The 22,179-nt window shown below is 34.9% G+C and carries 17 protein-coding genes; 5 read left to right on the forward strand and 12 right to left on the reverse strand.

The features are described 5' to 3' along the window. Positions 1–44: 44 nt before the first annotated feature. Together RQM59_RS11080 and RQM59_RS11085 are read left to right on the forward strand one after the other, a co-directional pair. Positions 45–8,078 carry a BspA family leucine-rich repeat surface protein gene (locus RQM59_RS11080; protein ID WP_349242177.1) on the forward strand — a complete coding sequence of 2,678 codons (8,034 nt, stop codon included), beginning with the start codon at positions 45–47 and terminating at the stop codon, positions 8,076–8,078. 1 nt (position 8,079) lies between these two features. Beyond that, positions 8,080–9,648, forward strand: coding sequence for a T9SS type A sorting domain-containing protein (locus RQM59_RS11085; protein ID WP_349242178.1), 1,569 nt, complete (start codon positions 8,080–8,082; stop codon positions 9,646–9,648). A 13-nt stretch (positions 9,649–9,661) separates the two neighbouring features. Here RQM59_RS11085 and RQM59_RS11090 read toward each other — a convergent pair whose 3' ends face one another. From RQM59_RS11090 to RQM59_RS11120, 7 genes are all read right to left on the reverse strand, one after another. Further along, positions 9,662–10,327, reverse strand: a complete 666-nt coding sequence (locus tag RQM59_RS11090; RefSeq protein ID WP_349242179.1) for a M15 family metallopeptidase — start codon at positions 10,325–10,327, stop codon at positions 9,662–9,664. Between the two features lie 62 nt (positions 10,328–10,389). Then, positions 10,390–11,433 (reverse strand): DUF2911 domain-containing protein, encoded by a 1,044-nt coding sequence (locus RQM59_RS11095; protein ID WP_349242180.1) that lies wholly within the window; start codon positions 11,431–11,433, stop codon positions 10,390–10,392. A gap of 166 nt (positions 11,434–11,599) precedes the next feature. Continuing rightward, positions 11,600–12,130 (reverse strand): nuclear transport factor 2 family protein, encoded by a 531-nt coding sequence (locus RQM59_RS11100; protein ID WP_349242181.1) that lies wholly within the window; start codon positions 12,128–12,130, stop codon positions 11,600–11,602. A gap of 43 nt (positions 12,131–12,173) precedes the next feature. Further along, the gene (locus RQM59_RS11105; RefSeq protein ID WP_349242182.1) at positions 12,174–12,899 is read right to left on the reverse strand and encodes a head GIN domain-containing protein; all 726 of its coding nucleotides are present in this window, start codon (positions 12,897–12,899) and stop codon (positions 12,174–12,176) included. Positions 12,900–12,990: 91 nt separating this feature from the next. Beyond that, positions 12,991–14,619 (reverse strand): PspC domain-containing protein, encoded by a 1,629-nt coding sequence (locus RQM59_RS11110; protein ID WP_349242183.1) that lies wholly within the window; start codon positions 14,617–14,619, stop codon positions 12,991–12,993. Further along, positions 14,612–14,953 carry a PadR family transcriptional regulator gene (locus RQM59_RS11115; protein ID WP_349242184.1) on the reverse strand — a complete coding sequence of 114 codons (342 nt, stop codon included), beginning with the start codon at positions 14,951–14,953 and terminating at the stop codon, positions 14,612–14,614. The genes RQM59_RS11110 and RQM59_RS11115 overlap by 8 nt, the downstream gene beginning before the upstream one ends. A 20-nt stretch (positions 14,954–14,973) precedes the next feature. Further along, positions 14,974–15,405, reverse strand: a complete 432-nt coding sequence (locus RQM59_RS11120; RefSeq protein ID WP_349242185.1) for a DUF4870 domain-containing protein — start codon at positions 15,403–15,405, stop codon at positions 14,974–14,976. A 144-nt stretch (positions 15,406–15,549) separates the two neighbouring features. Here RQM59_RS11120 and RQM59_RS11125 point away from each other — a divergent pair, with 144 nt between their 5' ends. Next, on the forward strand, positions 15,550–16,005 hold the full coding sequence (locus RQM59_RS11125) for a DUF4442 domain-containing protein (RefSeq protein WP_349242186.1): 456 nt from the start codon (positions 15,550–15,552) through the stop codon (positions 16,003–16,005). Between the two features lie 2 nt (positions 16,006–16,007). Here the strand turns inward: RQM59_RS11125 and RQM59_RS11130 are convergent, their stop codons facing one another. From RQM59_RS11130 to RQM59_RS11140, 3 genes are read right to left on the reverse strand one after another with little or no spacing between them, the layout of a single operon-like run. Beyond that, the gene (locus RQM59_RS11130) at positions 16,008–16,910 is read right to left on the reverse strand and encodes a DUF5777 family beta-barrel protein (RefSeq protein WP_349242187.1); all 903 of its coding nucleotides are present in this window, start codon (positions 16,908–16,910) and stop codon (positions 16,008–16,010) included. Beyond that, positions 16,900–17,448: a YceI family protein gene (locus tag RQM59_RS11135; RefSeq protein WP_349242188.1), complete on the reverse strand. Its 549-nt coding sequence runs from the start codon at positions 17,446–17,448 to the stop codon at positions 16,900–16,902. Before RQM59_RS11135 ends, RQM59_RS11130 begins: the two co-directional genes overlap by 11 nt. After that, on the reverse strand, positions 17,441–17,881 hold the full coding sequence (locus RQM59_RS11140) for an OB-fold protein (protein ID WP_349242189.1): 441 nt from the start codon (positions 17,879–17,881) through the stop codon (positions 17,441–17,443). Before RQM59_RS11140 ends, RQM59_RS11135 begins: the two co-directional genes overlap by 8 nt. 233 nt (positions 17,882–18,114) lie before the next feature. Between RQM59_RS11140 and RQM59_RS11145 the strand changes: the two genes are divergently transcribed. Further along, a complete protein-coding gene (locus RQM59_RS11145) occupies positions 18,115–19,200 on the forward strand; it encodes a LytR/AlgR family response regulator transcription factor (protein WP_349242190.1) in 1,086 nt (361 codons plus the stop codon). Between the two features lie 454 nt (positions 19,201–19,654). Further along, positions 19,655–20,077, forward strand: a complete 423-nt coding sequence (locus tag RQM59_RS11150) for a hypothetical protein (RefSeq protein ID WP_349242191.1) — start codon at positions 19,655–19,657, stop codon at positions 20,075–20,077. On the opposite strand, the gene RQM59_RS11155 is transcribed toward RQM59_RS11150, so the two are convergent. Both RQM59_RS11155 and RQM59_RS11160 read right to left on the reverse strand, forming a co-directional pair. Next, positions 20,074–20,778 (reverse strand): DUF4369 domain-containing protein, encoded by a 705-nt coding sequence (locus tag RQM59_RS11155; RefSeq protein ID WP_349242192.1) that lies wholly within the window; start codon positions 20,776–20,778, stop codon positions 20,074–20,076. The two genes, RQM59_RS11150 and RQM59_RS11155, sit on opposite strands and share 4 nt — an antisense overlap. Positions 20,779–20,818: 40 nt before the next feature. Continuing rightward, the gene (locus RQM59_RS11160; protein ID WP_349242193.1) at positions 20,819–22,150 is read right to left on the reverse strand and encodes a DUF819 family protein; all 1,332 of its coding nucleotides are present in this window, start codon (positions 22,148–22,150) and stop codon (positions 20,819–20,821) included. Positions 22,151–22,179 lie beyond the last annotated feature (29 nt).

The raw sequence follows: 22,179 nt of genomic DNA on the forward strand, positions 1-22,179 counted from the left end.
TAAATAATGGAAAATGAAATTTCCTTCTTTATAATACTATTGATATGAAATTTATAATCAAATTAAGTCTACTAAGCATCTTCTTCTTTTCTTTTAAAGGACATGCTCAAGATCCTTTCATTTTTGAGGTGGAGATTCCTCCTTTTTGGAATGAATTTAGGATTCCCATCAATTCTAACTACAATTATAATTATACTGTAGAGTGGGGAGATGGACAAACTAGCACAAATGTTTCATCAAATATAGAGCATAGTTATTCGGGCGACATTTTTTTGACAAGGAGATATATTGTTAAGATCTATGGGGAGTTTCCTGCTATAAATTTTAATTCTGGCTACAGTGATACTACTAATGATCATTATGTTAAAGAAATACTTAGTTGGGGTAGTATAGAATGGGAGTCTTTTAGTAACGCTTTTCACGGTTGTAAAAACATGAAGATAGCCACGGACGCTGGTGTGCCAGACCTAACCAATGTTAGCGATCTAAGTAACATGTTTCATGGTTGTTCCAATGTTAATACAGATCTGTCCAATTGGGATTTAAGCACTATCACCGCTGCAAATAACATGTTTAACGGTGCGACAGGGATGTCAGTAGATAATTTTGACGCCACTATCACTGGATGGGCTCATGATATTACCGGAGTTACTGACGGAGACGATGATATTCCCAATGGATTGAACTTGGGAACCATAAGCCCAAAAGTATGCGCTTCAGCAGAAGATGCTTTCAGTTTGACCAATAACTATGGATGGACTATGAATATTGGTTTTTCCAGCGATTGTAGTTCAGTTTTTTCGTTTACAATTACCGTTCCGGATGGCGGTTCAGATTTTGTAATTCCTATTAATACCTCGTCATCCCTAACATATAATTATTATGTGGATTGGGGAGATGGAGCCATTAGCTCAGGTCAAACCTCTAATGCTACTCATAGTTATTCCAACACCAGTGGTTCGGATATAACGTATCAAATAAGTATTTATGGAGAATTTCCTGCTATCGAATTTCAAAATAGTAGTAGCGATTCCGCAAATGATCAAATGATTACTGAAATTACGAGTTGGGGAAACATTCAATGGGAGACGTTTAGTCAAGCTTTTTGGGGGTGCTCCAATCTAACAATTGCATCAGATGCTGGGGTTCCAGATTTGTCAAATACAACAAGTCTTTATAGAACTTTTAGAGGCTGTTCATCATTAAATTCAGATGGAGGTTGGGAGAATTGGGATACGAGCACCATTACATCCATGGTAGAGACCTTTGATGGATGTGTGAATTTCAATGGAGATGTTTCTAACTGGAATACCAGTAATGTAACTAACATGGTCTCTCTGTTTTTAAGCTGTCATATTTTCAATCAAGATATTAGTAGTTGGGACGTAAGTAAAGTGACCAACATGGAGTATATGTTTGCACAAGCTTATGCCTTTAATCAGGATATTACCGGTTGGGAAACCGGCAAGGTCACCAATATGTATGAGACTTTCAGAAATGCAGATAGTTTTGATTATAGTTTAGGAGAATGGGACATTAGCTCGGTAACGAATATGGAGAATATTTTCTATCAAAATGATGGAATGTCTGTATTTAGTTTTGATGCAACTATGGTTGGATGGAATGCCGATGATAGTGGCATATTAGGCGACGGAGTAGACGATATTCCAAACAGCATCGATATGGGTAATTTACCTTTGGATTATTGTTCTTCTCTTGATGCTATTTCGGAATTGATAGGAAACCATGGTTGGACAATAAATTCAAATTTTTCCTATGATTGTGGTTTTACTTTTGAAGTCACCGTGCCGCCAGGAGGATCACAGTTCCCGATTTATGTGAATTCCGATTATACCTACGATTATGCGGTTAACTGGGGGAATGGTGTTATCACTTCAGGCCACACAGGAGCTACCGCAACGTTCTACGCTAATGATACAAGTGCCGATAAAGTTTTTGTTGTAAAGGTAGTCGGTTCTTTTCCGGCGATCTATTATAATAATGACGGTACATATAATAAGATGATCACCAAAATAAATAATTGGGGAGATATCAAATGGGAAAGTTTTGAAGGCGCTTTTTATGGCTGTTCAAACATGACAATTGATGATGACGCACGTGTGCCAGATTTAACAAATACAGAAAGTCTGCAGAATGCTTTTAAGGGTTGTACACTCTTAAATTCTTATTCGGGTTGGGAAAGTTGGAATACCAGTTCCATAACCAATATGCAGGAAACATTTTCTGAGTGTGAAAATTTTAATGGTAATATCTCCAGTTGGAATACAGGTAAGGTGACTGAAATGAGACAGTTATTGTACAATTGTTCTACTTTCAATCAAAGTCTAGGAGATTGGGATTTAACTTCCCTTACCGATTTGTCTGATATGTTTAATGGTGTTTCAGGAATGTCCGTAGATAATTATGATGCAACGATTATTGGATGGGGTACAGATAATAGTGGAACACGACAAGATGGAATTGATGATATACCAGAGTTAATTGCATTTGGAACACAGACTCCAAAACTTTGTGATGCCGTAAATACTGCAATAGAATTAAGTAATACGTATTATTGGGCTATAGACTCTACGAATACAAGTCCAGATTGCAATAATGATGATACAGCTTTTATATTTAAAATTAAAGTAGATAGTTCCAATCCATCATTTACAATTCCTGTAAATCCCGATCAGAGTTATATATACTTATACCGCGTTGATTGGGGTGATGGTACAGAACTTTTTTATGGCGAATCTGTTACGCATACCTATTCTAATTTAACGACTACTCCAACAGAATTTACAATCAAAGTTTACGGAGCATTTCCAGCAATAGATTTTAGTGCTAATCAGAGTAATGACGATAATGACGCACAGATTATAGAAATAACAAACTGGGGTACTATAAAGTGGCTAAATTTTACCAACGCATTCAAAGGTTGTACAAATTTAACTATTGCTTCAGATGCTGGTGCTCCAAATCTTGCTAATGTTACCGATCTGAACAATGCTTTTTCTGGGTGTTCATCTTTAAATTCTGACTCAGGTTTCGAAAACTGGAATACTGGAACCATTCAATATATGTCTGGGATGTTTGAAGGTTGCTCAATTTTTAATGGAAACATATCTAGCTGGGATACTGGAAATGTAACCGATATGAGCTCTATGTTCTCTAGCGCTTCTGCTTTCAATACAGATGTGTCAGGTTGGTCTACAGGTAATGTTAACAATATGAGTTCTTTACTTAAAGATACAGACACTTTTAATCACAGCCTGGAGAACTGGAATATCAGTTCAGTATCAGACATAGAAGGTATGTTTGAAAACGCAAATGCGTATTCAACCAGTAATTTTGATGCAACGATGACAGGATGGTATGCAGGGAGCTATCCATCAGGGTTGAATTTAGGAGTAGTTACACCTACTTACTGCTTAGCCAATACGATTGTTCTTGATTTATCAGAAAATCATGGATGGACAATACAAGCTAATATTGCTAGCGATTGTGCTGGAGTCTTCTCTTTTGATATTGTCATTCCAGACGGAGGAGGTAGTTTTACCTTGCCTATTTTGGCAAACACGTATAGTTATAATTATTTCGTGAACTGGGGAGATGGTACATTTGATAATAATGCTACGACACAATTGTCTCATACCTATGGAAACAACACAGGTTCAGATATAACCTATACAATCTCCATAGAAGGGATGTTTCCTGCGATTGATTTTTATACAAACAGAAGTGTTACAAACCCCTTAATGATTACTCAGATAAACAATTGGGGGGATATGGAATGGGAAACTTTTGAAGGAGCCTATAGAGGATGTGCTAATTTGGTCATCTCACCAGATGCAGGAGCCCCGAATCTTTCAAATGTAACATCATTGGAATACGCATTCTATGGTTGTGCCCTGTTAAATTCGGATGGCGGATGGGAAAATTGGGATGTAAGTAATATTACCAACATGACAGAAGTTTTCTATGGATGTACCAACTTTAATGGAGATATATCGAACTGGAATGTAAGTAATGTAACGAACATGAGTGCTTTGTTTAAAAACACAGATGAATTTGATCAAAGTCTAGTAAGTTGGGATATAGGTTCTGTCATATCCATGTTGGATATTTTCGAAAACGCCAATGCGTATTACTTCGAAAATTTTGACAACAGTTTAATTGCTTGGGCCTCCGCAGCAACGATTCCGCCCAATATTAATTTGGGGACAATCACTCCTGAGTATTGTGCATCTGCAGATGCTATAACTGAATTAACGACTAATCATGGATGGACCATTAATGCAACCTATACTGAAAGGTGTAATAATTTTACCATAGACGGATTAGACGGACTTGTCTTTCAACAATCCAGTAGAGACTTTAGCTTAGATCTCTCAGATGACTTTACAGCATATGGAGTTGGTATCAACAATGTGGAGATCACCATGGATTATACGGTAGCCACAGATACATACGTGATATCTGGTGATGTAACTACTTCCTTCAATGGAAATGATGTTGAAACATCGATGAGCCTTACAGTTACCAATAAGCAAGTGGTAAGTTTGTCTTTTGGACTTACAGGAACGTTTGAATTGTATTCATTGTCATTTGAACCAGATGGTTTGACCTTTCAATATGATTTGACCAACGAATATTTTGAATTATATGGAGGAGCCACCATTTCATTTGATGGTAACGACGTTGATGTAGTTTTAGGAGATGAAGACAATCCAGGGATTGTTATAGAGAATGGAGACCTACAACAGATCATTGCCTCTATTACGGCTGATTTTTCCATCAGTGGATTAGGCTTCGCTCCAGACAATTTAACCTTTGCCTATAATACAACAGATCAACTTTATGCGTTGTACGGCGGAGCTACTATAACTTTTGATAATAATGATATCGATCTTGTTTTAGGAGATGAAGATGATCCTGGTATTGTTATAGAAAATGGTAGTCTAAGTAGTATCAATGCATCCATTACAGCAGACTTCCAAATTTTTGATTTAGGGTTCAGCCCAGAAGACTTAACCTTCGTCTACAATTCTGATGATGATCTGTATGAATTATATGGCTCAGCTTCGGTTTCTTTTAATAACAATACTGTTTCTATTGGATTAGGAGATAATGATACTCCTGGCATAGAAATCAAGGGAGGTAGTTTACAATTTTTAGATATTTCTATATCTGCAGATTTTGATGTGGCAGATGTTACGATTTCACCTGACGATCTTACTTTTGTTTATGATAAGGATAACTCATATTACGAAATGTATGGTTCAGCAACCGCATCCGTTGATGGAAATGATATTTCTTTAGACCTTGGTGATGATGAGAGTCCGGGAATCGTTTTTTCTTCTGGTTCGGTAGAAGCTATAGATGCCGCGATCACCGCAGATTTTTCTATGAAGAATATTGAATTTAGCATAGAGTCTATGGGACTTCAATACTCTAAAGATGATAGTTCGTATGCTATTTTTGGAACCGCAAGTGCCAGTTTTGACAGCGAAAGTATGTCCATTACTTTAGGGACATCTGATGATCCTGGTTTTCAATATTATAATGGTGCTGTTCAAGAAATTAATATCTCCGTAACTGCTGATTTTTCCCTCAAAGAGATATCGATTCAACCTACAGATTTGACATTTGAATATTCAAAAGCTGATGATTACTTTCAAATGTATGGAGATGTTAGTATTTCAGTATTTGGAGATACATTTGAAGCAATCTTAGGAGACGCTTCCGACCCAGGAATGATCTATGAAAACAATGCGATAAAGCATGTGAATTTTGGAGTTACTACCGATTTTAGTATCAGTGGATTATCTATCAATGTTAATGATGTAGGGATAGATTGGACCAGTGGTGGTACGTTTCATCTTTATGGAGATGCAGGATTAAGCATTGGAGGCGATTCTATAGATGCTGACTTTGGAACGTTTGATAGCCCAGGTGTAGTAATAGAGAATGGTGATTTATATTCTTTTGAGGTTGATCTAAATAGTGATATTAAACTTGGAAACTTAGAAGTCGAAACCAAAGATTTAGTGGTAAAATACAGCAATGATATATTTGAAGTCACTGGAGAAATGGAAATCAAAGAAGTATTTTCAATAGCTGTAATTCTTGGAAGCGGTACTCAAGGTGGTCTAGAGATTGATGTAAGTGGAAGTGAACCTAAATTCAAAATTGAAGATTTGACCATCGACATTGAACATGCAAACTTAGGAGCTATAGACATAAAACAACTGAAGCTTATTTTCAATAGTGTTGGGATATTAGAGTCTGATCTAAAAGTTGTTTTTCCTGAAGGATGGGAAATAGATGCTACCATGAAATTTAAAGACATTAATGGGAAAGCAGAAATAGATGAAATTAGTTTGGCATATCGCGCGGATAATTTGGAAGATGCAATTGAGATATTCGAAGGAGTACAACTTAGTTACCTTTCTGGAAGCGTAAGCAACCTCACCAATCCTTCGCAACTAGAAGTTAGCGCAGGTATTGGTACTATCTACGGAGGAGGATTTACACTTGGTGGTGAGTCCGCAACCTTCTTGCAAATGTCAGATAATGTTACTATCTCAAGTAAAGAGTTTAAAATTGATGGAGATGTAAATGTAGGAGCCTATAGAACAGGAACCAATTCCTGGCATAGTTTGCTGGGCTCTGGAAGTATTGATCTTACCGCGTATTTTCATCATTACATCAAGGCGAACGTGAATGCTAAATATCCAGGAGATCCTTTAATAGAGGCAAATTTAAACGTGTATTTTGATAACCATGGACATTTTGATGGACTGCTAGATGTAGAGTTTATTGTCCCTCATTGGGTACCCTTTATTGGAGGAAAACATTTTGGAAGCGTAGACGGGGCGGTTAGATACAAAAAAGATGATCTAAACAATAGCTTTGGAGCAGCTTGGGTTGAGATTTGGACATTTTGGCATACCTATCATGAAGGAGCCAAATATAATTTTGGATCTAGACATATTAGCTCTATTGGTAGCGGTAGTATTGATGGTATAAAAAGCACCATAAATCATGACGAAGGAAACAGAAGTACTACTACAGCGACCAGTAAAGTATTTGATTTTGAAGTAGTACATCCGGCACCAGACCTTATGCTTATCGATATTGATTGGGATGAAGCAGTAGATGAGGCCTTGATAACGGTTACAGGCCCACAAGGGACTTATGAATTAACAAAGGCAGTTGTTGTTTCCGAAAATGCTATTGATGAGGTTCCAACGATGGGCTATGAAGAAAATTTAACTACGGTTGCACAAGATACCGTTACAACGTTATTGTTTTCTAGCCCATCAGCTATTAATGAAGAGGATGTTGTACAGCCAAAATTAACAACAGGAAGTTATCAATTGGTGGTTAGTTTTCCAGGAGCTGAAACTCAAATCGATTCGGTACAATTTAAACCCAAGTGGCAAATTCCAGAATCCAATATAATTGTAAATCAGACCACTCATAACATATTTAATCTAGAAGTAGACTACTGGTCTTCATTACCAGACTCAACATTGGTTTCATTCTATGTGAATACTCAAAACTCCTATGAAGGTGGAAGATTGATCAATCATTTAAAGGCAACGAATTTTGACAGTTCAGGGAATGGTACGGAAACCATGTCTTATCAACCAAAGTATTTTGAAGAAAATATAACCGATGTATATTTCTATGCAGTGATAGAGGATGGAGTAAACCCTCCTCTCCGATCTGTAATTAGTGCTGCTTATACGATGGAGTTCGATCTGGTTGGGACCATTGTTGTAAATGATACAACTGGAGAAGTTGTTGCGGAAGGACTTCGGATCTTCATAGATTTAGATAATGATGGAAGTTTTGATACAGATTCAACAGGAGATTTGGAACCCTTTTCTCTCATAAATGAACTTGGAGAATTCTCTTTTCAGGATCTGGACGATGGAACCTATAATATTCGAGTGGTTTTACCTCGAGGATATAGAATAGTCGGAGGAACGGACAACCAATCTTCCCAAACACTGGTCTTTGATGGTACACCACAACAATTAAACTTACAAATTGAAACCTATTAGTATGAGAGCATATATTAAAAAAATTAGCGTTTTCTGTTTTGCACTATTTGCAAGTACTTTATTTTCTCAAGAATTGATCCCTCACGAGGAAACGACTCCTATAAAAAATGGGCTAATAGGAATTTCTTCAGCCGTTTCCGGAGGTTGGGCAGTTGTAGCCTCTCCGCAGAAGGATGCTGGAAATCGAAGAGGAGTTGGAGGTGTTACATTTTATCAGCTAACAGATGGCCAGTGGAAAGTGTTTCAGCATGTATTGCCTGAAGATGCCAGTCAGTTAGGTAACTTTGGAACAAGCGTTGCCATTGATGGTACGACTGCCGTGATCTCTTCTATAGGCGATCATCAGGAGAAGTTGTTCTCGGGTGCTGTTTATGTATATAACTATGATTTTTTACTAGGGAGTTGGACACAAACGATAAAATTAAAAGCATCTGACTTAGGTATGGGAAAACGATACGGACAGTCGGTAGATATTGTAGGAGATCTAATTGTTGTAGGGTCGTATAACGCGGATGGATTAGCCATTAAATCTGGAGCAGGTTATGTATATAAAAAAGTCAATAATGTATGGCAAGAACAACAGAAACTATATACAGATGTCGGGGAATCTAATGATTATTTTGGCCATCATGTGAAAATTCTAAATGAAAATTATATCGCCGTTGGTGCGTATAATGCAGATGGAGCGAAGGAACGTTCAGGAGTAGTGTATGTTTTTAAACAAACTGAAGAAGGCTGGAAGCAACAGGCAACTTTGTACGACGTTGAGGGAGAATCTAGCGATCTGTTTGGATATAGTTTGACTTTTATACCTGAATTACCAGATGCTACTAATACAGGAAGATTTCCAGGAATACTTTTTGTTGGCGCTCCTGGAGCACAACATGAAAATAAGAAAACAGGTTCTGTCTACTTATACACTGAGGAAGCTTCCGGTTGGCAACTAGGGCTGGAACTTATAGAACCTGAAACAGATCATAATGATCATTTTGGAGTTTCGATTACTGCGAACACAAAAGGAGGGCTGTTTGTGGGAGCCAATAGAACAAATAATGATTTGGATTTGAACTCCGGAAGGGTGTACTATTATCAAACACTAGTTGGAAATGGTACTTCGGTCTCTGGAGGCGTGCATTTATCGGAGAATTTTATAGGTGCTTACAATCAGTTCGGTACGCATGTAACTTCTGATGAGGAAAATGTGATCATCGGATCTCCTTATGCAGATATAAACAATATCACGAATTCAGGTGGAGTTAATTTTTTTCGAATAAGTGAATTGGTGGATGACGAATCGAATTTATCAGGAATCTATTCGCTATCACAAAATGTACCGAATCCTTCAGCTAGCTCAACAGTTATTCAGTACGAACTAAAGAAGCCAGGCGATGTAAAAATCTCGCTATTCAATATTAATGGGCAATTAATTTCGGTGCTAATTGATGAATACAAGAATTTTGGTTTGTATAATCTAAATGTAGATAGTTCTAAATATGCTAGTGGTGTGTATCTGTATAAGTTTGAGGTAAATGATTTTACGGCCACAAAAAAAATGATTATTGGCCAGTAGATTAAAGTGTTCTTTATTCAATAGGAAAATTGAAATAGGTTTCTGGAAAAGGCTCATTTTTTAATGTAAAATGCCACCATTCATTTTCATATGGTTTAAATCCGTTTGCCAACATCAATCTACGCAAAAGTATACGATTCTTTTTTTGTAGCTCATCAATTCCGTCATAAAAAGGATGTGATTCTTTTCCAAAAAAGTCATACGAACTACCCATATCTAGTTCTTTACCTGTTTTTGCATCAACAATGGTAAGATCTACTGTGCTTCCTCGGGTATGACTTGATTTGGCCGCAATAAACCCTTTTTTAAACAAATCTTTTTTCGCTACATCTGGATAATATTGAGCTTTCATCAATGTATCGTTTAACACTTTTGCCCATCTTACAAAATGATCTACAGCTTGTTGAGGTCTGTATGCATCATAGATCTTTAAGCTCAATCCTTCTTTTGAGAGCGCTTCTTGTACTTTGACGAGCGCTTTGGCCGCAGGAGCTGTAACGATTACTGTTTTTTTCTTATAACCATCAATGGGTTTTCCTATAAAGTTATTATTAGAGATGTAACGCAATTCAGATTGTATCGAGGCATCTACATCACTTAGATAAACGAAGTCTTTTGGAAGCTTAGAACAACCAAAACTTATAATAATAAAGGCTAGGAGTGTGGCTTTAAATTTCATAAAAAAACGTACTTAAGATTTTGCTTATCAAAAGTACGTTTTTAATGTGAATATATATTCAATTATTTTAGGGCAGCCATTGCTTTTTCAATGTTTGCTGTCTTATCTTTTGGTGCCATTTTCAATGCTTTTTTATACATTTTCATGGCTTCTTTTTTATCTCCAGCATTAGTATATCCCCATGCCATCGCTGTATATGATTGATAGTTTTTGGGATTGTTCTTAATGTTGTGCTTTAAAGCATTTATACCAGCAGCATTGTCCTTCGCTTGAAATTTAAAATAAGCATATCTGTTTATTTGATTTATGGTCCCCATTTCAAAAGCTTCAGCAATTAGTGGTTGCGCTTCTGCAGATTTGTTTAATTTTTCTAATATCTGAGATTTTAGCATCAAGTTTGTAAAGTTCTTGTTGTTTTGAACTGATCTGTTGATCCAAGTTAAACCATCCTCTAAATGCGTATTGTTGGTTAACGTATAATTAGCAGCATTATACAAACCTGTCCAACCCCAAAAAGGTAAAGAGTTTATTTGTCTTTTTAAACTAGCTACGGCTAAATCTTTAGTTTTTGCCTTTACTGTAAAAGAGACCATAGTTTTATCCCATGCCAAGTTTACGGTAGCAGCATCAGAAGATACATCTGTAAAACTGTACGTAAGTAACTCGTTGTGTTCAGTGCTTGTCGCTGCAACGTCTACTCTTAAAGCATCTCTTTCTTGGTTATAAAAGTAACTTCCCCAAGATTCATTATCCTTATTAAAGATCAAGGTCCAATTATCCTTATTAGGAATTGCATGGAACCCATATTTTCCAGCTTTTAATTCTTTTCCATTGATGGTTACATCAGTAGAAAATTTAATAACTGTATTTTCATTGGCACCTGTTCTCCAAACTTTTCCGAAAGGAACCATTTTTCCAAAAACTTCTCTGCCTTTTACCAAAGGTCTGTGATATACAATAGTAATGTCTGTAACACCTACTTGTTGGTATACTTTAGCTTTTTGACTTGCGTTCGGTAACTTTACAGGATGTTCAAACTGCGCATGCGTTTGAACACTAAAGGTCAGGAAAAAGGCGAAAATTGATAACGTAATTAATTTTTTCATTGTTGATTGTTTTAATGTTGGAATAAAAATACGTTCAAATCGCTTCTTAGGGTGTTAACAATATGATAAAAAAAAGTAAAAGCCGTCTGCGAAGACGACTCTTACCAAGTAAACTAATAAAACCAAGTATTAGTGTGTATATTAGAGTTAGCTATCTAATATGGGTTCAATTTTTTATTGGTTGATGATGGTAACTTAATACTCTTTTCAACATCCATTTTTTGTTTTCCAAGACCCACACGTGCGTAAATAAAGCACTCACTGTTGGTCTTGTTTTATTTCCTTCTATTAAATAAAAGTTATGTGTTCCCTTTTGAACAGCTCCATATAGAATTCCATTCTTATATAGAGGGAATACTTTTAAAGAACCAGCAACCAGCTCTCTGTGAGGTTTGCTTTTAGGATTGCTACAAATATTCTTTTCGATAGAAGCTAAAAATTCTTTTTTAGAATTTGTAATACCACCTTGGTCATGATAAAATTCAAAATCCTCACTTATCAAAGGTTTAACATCCGCTATTTTACACTTGTTAAAAGAGGATTCGAATATCAAGCTATCATTTTTCTTTAAACGCTTATAGAGATCAGAATTGGAATCTACTTGTGCATTCGAGAATAAAGAAAAGAAGAATGATATGATCAGTAGTACGATCTTAACAAAACTGTCTTTTAAAAAGGTTATAATCTCATGTATCATTGTAATGGTTGGTTAGTTGTTAGTTGGTTGGTTATAAATGATACTATCCTTTAGAAACACTACCTCCTGATGAGGTCTTTTTATTGACATTTTCAGGATTTCCTCTGTAATCGATATCTCCACCGCTACTTGCTTTGGCATTAATAGATTCAGATGCATGGATATTGATGTCTGCTCCACTACTAACTTTCACGGTGACATTTCTACTCTTTAAAGCAAATGCGTTAATAGAACTTCCGCTACTAGCACTGCTGTAATGTGTATTTGCTTTTCCAGAAACTCTTAGATCAGCTCCACTGCTTGCACTTGTGGTAATATTATCAGCATCTATAGTAATATTGGCGTCTGCACCACTGCTTACTGAAAGCTCAAAATCTTTTACTTTTAGTGTGTTTTCAGAATATGCATCACTTCCGCTAGTGGCTTTTAATTCTTCAATATCAGTTACTGTTAAATACACTTTTCTAGCCTTAGCTCTCCAAATGTTTTTTTCCGAGTATATCTTTAATCTTCCGTTATCTACTTCTGTGATAATAATATCATGTAAATTCTCATCAGCTTCAACGGTTAAAGACACTTTGTCTCCTTGCTTGATGTATAGATCAAGACCAGTGCTTACTTTTACTTTTGTAAAGTCATCTTGAATTTTTCTTTTCTTGGTAACTACATTTCGGTTACCGTCTACTCTATTAAACATATCGATTCCGCAAGATGATATGAAAGCCGATAAGAATAGAATTACACTTAATTTTTTGATTGTTGTTTTCATGGTTTTATGTTTTATAGTTCAAATGTCTTATAATAGACGCTTTAACTAAAAGTTAGGTTACTGAATTGTTGGTTTTTATGGTTGAGTTGTTTTATTCTTCGTTATTGGTCTCATCTTCGCAATCTGTACAATCTAGCCCTTTCTCTGTCATTAGAAAATAGTGCGCGACCATGTCGTTATCGTATATATCGTCCGTATTTTGAACATCATTAAGAAAACTCATCGTTGTTGTATCAAAATAGATTGTACTGTTTTCTGGAATATAAAGCGTGATATAGATCTTTTCTTCTTTATACATGTTTTTAATATTCGATAAGAAGTAACCGTTTAAGATTAATTTATTCTCGTCTATTTTGAAATAGTATTCGATTTCTCCAGCAGTTTTATTCGCATTTCCTCGATTTCTACCTCTCGAAGTTTTTCGAATTTTAACGCTGTAATCATCAGAATTACTTCTTTCTACATCTATTTTTATATTGTTAGAATATGACTTTAATACTCCATCATCATATACTTCCTCTGTTCTATATGTTCTTCTTAACCTACTTTGGTAGAGTAAACTATCATCATTAATAACACTCAGTTTAATTGTATCTTTTGGCTGAATCTCTAAAGATTTTGTCTCAATCTTGTTTCCAGCAACTGCGTACGAAGTCCCGTGCTCTATTCCTGTGAAAATGATCATCAATAAAGCAATTACCCATATACCAAATAGACTTAAAGAAGTGGTTTTACTAAACTGTCTTACATTGCTAGATAGAATTCTTAAGCCTAAAACAAATAGGATCAAGAAAGGGAAACCCGCAAGAATAAATATACATAGGGCTAGCAACCAATCTGGTAGTATTGAATTATGTAAGAAAGGAGGCATCTGCAAATATTCTTCTTCAAAACCTATGATTTCAAGGCTGCCAATTGAGAAAATCCCAATAATGAATGAAATTAAAACTGAAGCGGAAACGATAATTAAAATCACTCCGATAAATTTCCCTATGATCTTAAAAAAAGCAACGATAATATTACCTAAAGTATCTAAAAATTCTTGAAACCCCGATTTAGCTTTGCCAGAGTTTTTTTTAAAACCCTCGTTCACTTTTTTCGTTACTTCGCTTGCTCCATCTTTAATGCTATCTGTCATTGAACTGAATTCTTTACGAATTTTTTTTTCAATGTTATCAATGTTTACAGGCGCTCCTTCCATCTGTAATTTTTCAGCCGTGGTCTTTGCTTCAGGAAGCAATATCCATAAGATGATATATAACAAGAAGCTAAACCCACCACCAATAAAGAATAAGATGAACGCTAATCGGATCCAGATTACATCTACATCAAAGTAGTGTGCAATACCGGCAGCAACACCTCCGATGAACTTATCATCTCCATCTCTATATAATTTCTTCGATGAACTTTGTTTTCTTTGGTATGAAGAACCAGTTTCTGTATACCCTTCTTCCGTCTCAGCATAGTCTTCAGGCTCTCCCATGATTTTTATGATATCGCTAATATCCTGCTCGTTTACCACTTGTCTGGCATCGGCGATCTTTTCAGATAATAGTTCGCTAATACGCATTTCAATATCTGCGATAATTTCATTTTTACCCTGAGGGTCATCACTTAAAGATTTAGCAATAGCATCTAAATATCTTCGTAACTTCTGATAAGCAAGCTCATCTATGTGGAAAAAATATCCGCCTAAGTTTATATTTATTGTCTTATTCATCTTTAGTCTTTTTACTGGTTACTTGGTTAACTGCGTTAATTAAATTACTCCATGTTTTGTTTAATTCTTTTAAAAACATGCCACCGTTTTCTGTGAGCACATAATATTTACGTGGTGGACCCGAGGTAGATTCTTCCCATCTATAGGATAACAAACCAGCATTCTTTAACCTGGTTAGTAAAGGATATATGGTACCTTCTACCACAATCATCTCTGCACTTTTTAGGGTAGAAAGTATCTCAGAGGTATAGGCATCTCCATTTTGCAAAATGGATAAAATGCAATACTCTAAAACGCCTTTACGCATCTGTGCTTTAGTATTTTCTATCTTCATGTATTGTGGTTTATAATATTTTATTTAATAAATTTTATGGTAAACGGATACTTATACGCTTCCCCTTTATTGGCTTTAATGGCTGCCAAAATGATTAAAGCTAGCTGAATTAATCCGATGATTCCTGCAAAAGAAGCAAAGCCAAAAATTCCGAACATATCACTTATGTTTAAACTCCAATCCCAATGTGAATGATCATAGTTCCAATTATTTTTAAATATTCGTCCTATAAAAAATGGAATTGCTGTGATAGAAATAATGAATATGTATAAAGTATAGCTAATGTTAAAATTCACCGCTTCCTTTCCTTGCTGATCTAAAAACTGACTTCTATCTTTTAAAGATTGCCATAATACCAATGGAAGTATAATGCTGCCAAATGGAAAAACAAATCCCGCTAAAGCAGAAATATGTATTAAAAAAGCATTGGTATTTTCGTTATTATGTTTCATTTTATTAAATTGTATAATACTTGTCTATGCAAATATATGGATAAAAAAAGGTATTATGCAAAACATAGTACTGTAAATTAACATTTTATTAACATTTCGAGATGCGATAAAATATGCTTACATTGTGGTCTAAATATTTAGGAAATGCAGATTACACCTAGGAAAATTAATACTTTTATGCTTTTCAAATTACCCCTGGCTTATATCGGAGGTGTACGCGTAAAAAAAATTTCAGAAACGGATTGTATCGTCAAAATAAAGCATCGTTGGCTCAACCAAAACCCGTTTAAATCTATGTTTTGGGCTGCACAAGGCATGGCCGCAGAAATGACGACAGGGGTTTTGGTCATGAAAAATATTGCTGCTTCTAATCGTAAGGTATCTATGTTGGTAACCAATCAAAAAGGGACATTTACTAAAAAGGCGACGGGGCGAATTCAATTTGTCTGTAAAGATGGAAATAAGGTGGCAGATGCGATTCAGAGATCGATTGATACGGGAGAAGGACAAACCATAACTATGTTGGCAGAAGGAATTAATGAAGAACAGATTTCTGTTTCTTCTTTTGAATTTGAATGGAGTCTTAAGGTAAAAGAATAATTCTAGTTCAGTTTCTTTTTCTTTGTGTGTAGTACAAAGGTGGCATTAAATCCAAAATGAAAATTCCCATCTTCAAAGTTGAAATTGTTAGTGGTTCTAGTAATAAAAGTGTCGTCGGCAAAATTTCTGGCATTCGTTACATGGAATTGTAACATCAGATGACTTAGTTCCCAATTAACACCTACTACAAACGCATTGTAGGTATCTATAGATTTTAAAGGATTGGCAACATAATAATATTCCGATACGATAGAAGCATGACCACCTATTTTATGTCTTCCACTAAAACCAATAGCGAATTGGTTACTTGGATCATTACTGGCTACAGCTGCATTTCTTCCTATGTATGTTGGAGAAATTTGGGCAGAAAATTTAGGATTGAATTTTCGCGCAATCAATACTTGCGTGGTAAATGCATAGTTGCCTACAGTCTCTGCACCAGGATATGGAGCAGGGCCTTCTTCTTCATTTCGATGACTGATCCCTTGAAAAAGTGTAACACTAATGGGTGTTTTCTTTGAGTTAGAGACCTGTCGAATCAATCTATATTTAAAAAAACCATCCTTAATTTTGTCAAAATTTGTATACCCTCCACCAAATGTAAACCTATCCGTAAATGCATATTCCAAAGAAAAACGGGTACTCACTTTATCTGCTAAAAAACGTTGACCATCAAAATTGGGAATGTTCCAATACCTATTAAACATTGCTATTTCCAAAGCTCCTTTACTTCTAGTTTCAATGGAATGGCCTAGAGCAATTCTAGTGGTCTTGAACGTTGCAATTTCGTATTGTTTTGTTTTGGGAAATTCCTTTTCCAGTCTATCTAACAAGCTTTGAGCGTTCAAAGACATACTACTGATAAATATACCGAATATGCAGCTAAAAAATATATTACTCTTCATAAGGCTTGTATTCAAATTTGAACATCACGTTTATCGTTTTAGCAATATTACTTGCTAATATGGGTGGTATTTTTATATCGAAATCCTTCACAACCACATCAAAACTTCCAGAAATTACATAGGCATCATCTTTGAGTTCAATAGTAGCTTTAATATCCATTTCTTTGGAGATTCCATGAATGGTTAAGGTTCCTTTAATAATTCTTGTTTGCGATTCTCTTAAGGAAGCATCAAAATCAATAATTTTTCCATCAAAATTTGCTTTTGGATGAATATCTGACTCTATATAACTTTCGTTGAAATGCTCATACATCAGCGCTTTCTTGAAAATAAATGCACGCATTAACATGCTAATGGCAATTTCGCTGTTTGAAGTATCGAGAAGACTTAAAACCTGGTTATTTTTAGCCTCAATATTTTCAACAGGAGTGTAGGAAAAAAAAGAAACTTGCCCTTGATTAGCTATAAACTGATTTGGCTTTGAATCAAAATCAGCAATGAAAGTCAATAAAAATAAAAACGTAAAAATCTTATTCATTCAAATTCGTGTTCATTAGCAAACAATTCAATATAACGACATCTTTCAAAAAACCTTTACAAACTCCCTTTATGGTAATTTTTTGATTTTTCGAAAGATTTTTAATCTCTTCTAATTGATTTGTATCGAAATCGCAAATAATACCAGACGCCGTATTTTGTCCATACAATATTACGGTATTTCGATTGTTTAAAAAAGTGACTTCTTTCACTCGGCCGGTTATTTCCACAATTTTTCCTGAGAACATGCTATCTGCACGTTCTTCATTATCCATAAAATTGGCCACGAGTTTATTTGAGGTAATATTTAACTCGGTCGAAACGTTTTCAATGTCTATATAAGTTTCAGCGGTTAATTTTGAATTTAAATAGATGCAAAAAACGATTAGCAAAGCGCTAAGAACCAGAAGTACAATATTTCTTTTTTTACTCATTAAGAAACTAACCTAGTAAATCTTACCTGCAAATGTATGGCAGATTTATATCCACTTGCAAAGAAAAGGTATTATAACGACCCTCATAAAAAAAAGAGTGCGAAAAGGAAAAAAGAGGGATAAAAAGGAAAAAGAACAGTTGAAAATCGAAGTAAATTTTCGGTTTTTTTGAAATAGAGTTAAGATATTGTTCTATTTTCGCTTATCGGAATTCAACATATTTAGGCACTACCATGAGAAAAGATAGATTGTATTTCTTAACATTTCTTTCTATTACGATTATTTTTTTGATCATAGCTTCTTTTACAGTTGGCTATTTTATCAAAGTGAGTGCTAGTCAATTAATTGAAGTTCAGGTAGAATCCAGTAAGAGAGAGGTGAATGAAATAGCAACATTGATCAATGCACAATTGGAAAGCGGTCTTAGTAAAGAAAGTATTGTTGATAATCTCCAAAGAACCATAGAAAAAACAAATTCTGACAGTTGGTTCATTAGTATGATTGATTGGTCTGGAAAGGAAGTATGTCACCCTAATAGGACAGAGATAGGTCAAAAAACAAACTCTAATCAAACATTGTTAGCATCGTTAAATGAAAATAATAACTCAGATGCGCTGTATGATGTTTTGGTAAATAATAGTTCTGAAGCTTCGTCAGAAATCATCTATATATCTCCTATTAGAAATGCAGATTGGATTGTTGCAGCTCATGCAAATATTCCTAGGATATCTGGTCAGATGAAGGATTTGAAAAACAACTTCTACATCATTTTTTCGCTAATGGGTGTTTTGGTGATACTCCTGTCATTCTTGGCAGTTAGGCTTATAGGAAGCAAGTACGAGAAACAACTTGAATTGAAAAACACAACATTAGAATCTGAGGTACTCAATCTTTCCAAATTAAATGTAGATCTTGTTACTTATAAAGAAAGAGTGGTTGAAAGCACGAAAGAAGAAGAACAAGAAAGTATATCAGATACTAGTAAAACGAGAATCTTAACTTATATTAGAAACGAACTTGTTCCTGTTCGTATCCAAGATATAGCGTATGTCTATACCGAAAACACGATTACATATGTGGTTTGTTTTGATGGTAAAAAGTCCACGAGTAACGTGAGTCTTGACGATATGTTTACAAATTTAGATTCGTCACTATTCTTTAGAGCAAATAGACAATTTATTATCGGTATTACGGCTATTGATAAGATCATTCGTTATGGAAATAGCCAATTAAAAATATTGGTACAGTCCAATACTTCAGTCGAGATCATTATTAGTAAAAACAAGGCAGCTGAATTCAAACAATGGTTAAATAGTTAAAGCTTTTTTTTCCCTTTTAACAAGAATTTTTTCCCTCTCGCTCATTTTAATTTCTTTTCAACCTATTAATATATGTTACTTAGCAGTATAAATGCTGAAAATCAGTTTTGGTATATAAAATAGAGATTAAAAATTTTAATGAGAAAACTAATTATTTGTTCCGTTAGATTCTATAACTGCAAGAAGCTCCATGAATTTGGAGTGGACTTAGAAGCTACGGATATGTATTTCAGTGGAGTTTACCTTACACTATTTAAATAATAGAAAAGTTTTACAAACCTATGTTACTGTTTTGGGGGAAATAATACCATGGGTTTTAACATCTCGAGAACTTTTTAATTGGTTAAGGTTTATATGAAATACAAAAAAGCAGCTCCGTTATTTTATTTTGGTTGATTTTAATGGATATATGCATCTCAGGAGCTGCTTTTAATTTTTAGAAAAAATGAAAAACATGTTTAAAAGGAACTACACAGTAAAAGGAGAAGACGTTAATGATTTTATGGTGATGCAAAATTTTGCATACCTCAAGTATACATCAAAACTTATTGAACTCTTTTTATTGGAGAAAGGATTCTCTAAACCCAAACTGAATGACTTGAAAATTGGCTGGCAAAAGAACAATGATCAACTAAAAAATTCTAAGAAACTGATGTTTATGGAGTCTTTTTCTGCAGTTTTGGAGTTTGATACTTCGGCTATCTCAGGAAATCGAACCCATACGATTGTTCGTTTTTTCAATGAAAAAAAAGAGGTATGTTCAACTGTAGTTACAGAACTACATTGGGTGAATTATAATAATTGGGAAATTATACATCCGCCTAAAGGAATCATGAAGTACTTCTCAAATGAAATGCAACACAGAAGGGCTAGTTAATCTTCCTTTTCACTGTCTTTAATCTCCGCAATAAACTTTGTTAATTTTTTTCCGTACAAAGACTCTTTGATTTTTGGACTTAAAGAAACATGAATGGTGTCTAGTAATTTAATATTGGCATCAACAAGGTCCGTTAAAGCAATATAAGGAGATGCTTCATAATCTCCATTATTAATGGCGTAATTTGTAGCAAATAAATAACGACGCTTGGTTAAATTATCGGACTTCTTTTTGATTTCTGAAATCTTTGAAATATTCTTATCTTTTTGAGCAGTCAGATCTTGCTCTATTAAATCTAAATATTGTTCCTGAAATCTTTTAGTAATTTTAAAGTAATCGTTCATGATCTTTTGATTATCAGAACCTTCAATAGTTGGATTCACTCCAAACTTCTCAACATCATCGTTAATAGTGATAATACCTTGTTCTCCAAAGAACATAATTCTTTTCTCAGTAGTATTTCCATCAAAAGTTAGAAAATACATTTCAGGAGAACTTACATCATCAGACATTTTGAATATTTCTTTTCCGTATAAAGAAATTGAATCTACATTGAATAAAACAGAGTCATTCATTTTTTGCAGATATAGTGTTCCTTTTTGCAATCCCTTGATTGTTCCTTGCACTACCATATTTCCTTCTTTCTTAGAAGAACAAGCAGTGATAATTGCTATTAGACCTAGAATAAAAACTCTCTTCATGTACATCAAATTTTAAGGCTACAAATATGCTGATTTTTATTTAAAAAGTTGCTGCTAGCTCCAATAAAATAGTGCATCCAATAGCAGCGATCGTACCAATAGCGTATCCAAATACAGCTAAAAGGACTCCAACAGTGGCTAAGGATGGATGAAAGGCAGAAGCAACAATAGGAGCAGAAGCTGCACCACCCACATTTGCCTGACTTCCAACTGCCAAAAAGAAATATGGAGCTCTAATTAATTTAGCAACTAAGATCAAAAGACCGGCATGTATTGCCATCCAAACAATTCCAATTACTATAAGACCCCAATTATCGAAGATCATACCTAAATCCATTTTCATTCCAATGGAAGCAACTAAAATGTAGATAAAGACACTACCAAGCTTACTAGCTCCAGCTCCCTCATAGTTTCTAGCTCTAGTATAAGACAATAGAATTGCTATTAAAGTCGAAATACTTACTAACCAGAAGAATTTAGATCCTAAGAACGTAAATATATTTCGAATAACATTTGATTTGATACCCGCAATAACGTCTTCAAAGAATATACTTAAATATTTAGCAGCAAAATGACCAAATGCAACAGCGCCGAATGCTAACGCAAGCATAATCATTAAATCTGTTAGTGTAGGATTCTTTTTTACCTTCTGTGTAAATGTGGTGACTTTTTCTTTGAGTTCTTCAATGGCAGAAGTATCGGCTTTTAACCACTTGTTTAATCTATCTTTTTTCCCAATTCCAATCAATAAAATGGCCATCCATACATTGGCAACTACAATATCTACAAATACCATTCCTCCGTATAATTTTTGATTATAATTATATATCTCTAACATTGCAGATTGATTTGCACCACCACCAATCCAGCTTCCAGCTAATGTAGATAAGCCTCTCCATATATCATTAAATTCTCCCTCAACTGGTACAGGAAATGTAGGTGTTGCCAATGTTTCTGGTGAGAAATATAAAATTAATAAAACAGCTATCGGTCCACCAATAATAATCCCAACGGTTCCTGTAAAGAACATGATCAAAGCTTTCGATCCTAAATTAAAAATAGCTTTTAGATCGATACTTAAGGTCATTAACACGAGTGCTGCTGGAAGTAGAAATCTACTGGCTACATAATATAACTGTGACTTTCCTTTCACCGTTTCACCAGCTGCAGTAACCGTTTCCCATTCAGGGGCAATGATACCCGCTGTGGTAAAAATCGCAGGAATAAAGTATGCCATAAACAGACCTGGAACTATTTTATAAAATTTGTGCCAAAAACCTGAAGTTTTCGACTCTGTATAGAATACAAATCCTAAAGAGATCATTAAAATGCCAAATACGATCGCATCGTTGGTGAAAAGTGGTTGTTCCATGTCTTCTGTGATTTTGGTTTCCGCTAAAG

The organism is Asprobacillus argus, from assembly GCF_032248395.1.
Taxonomy (GTDB): Bacteria; Bacteroidota; Bacteroidia; order Flavobacteriales; family Flavobacteriaceae; genus Polaribacter; species Polaribacter argus.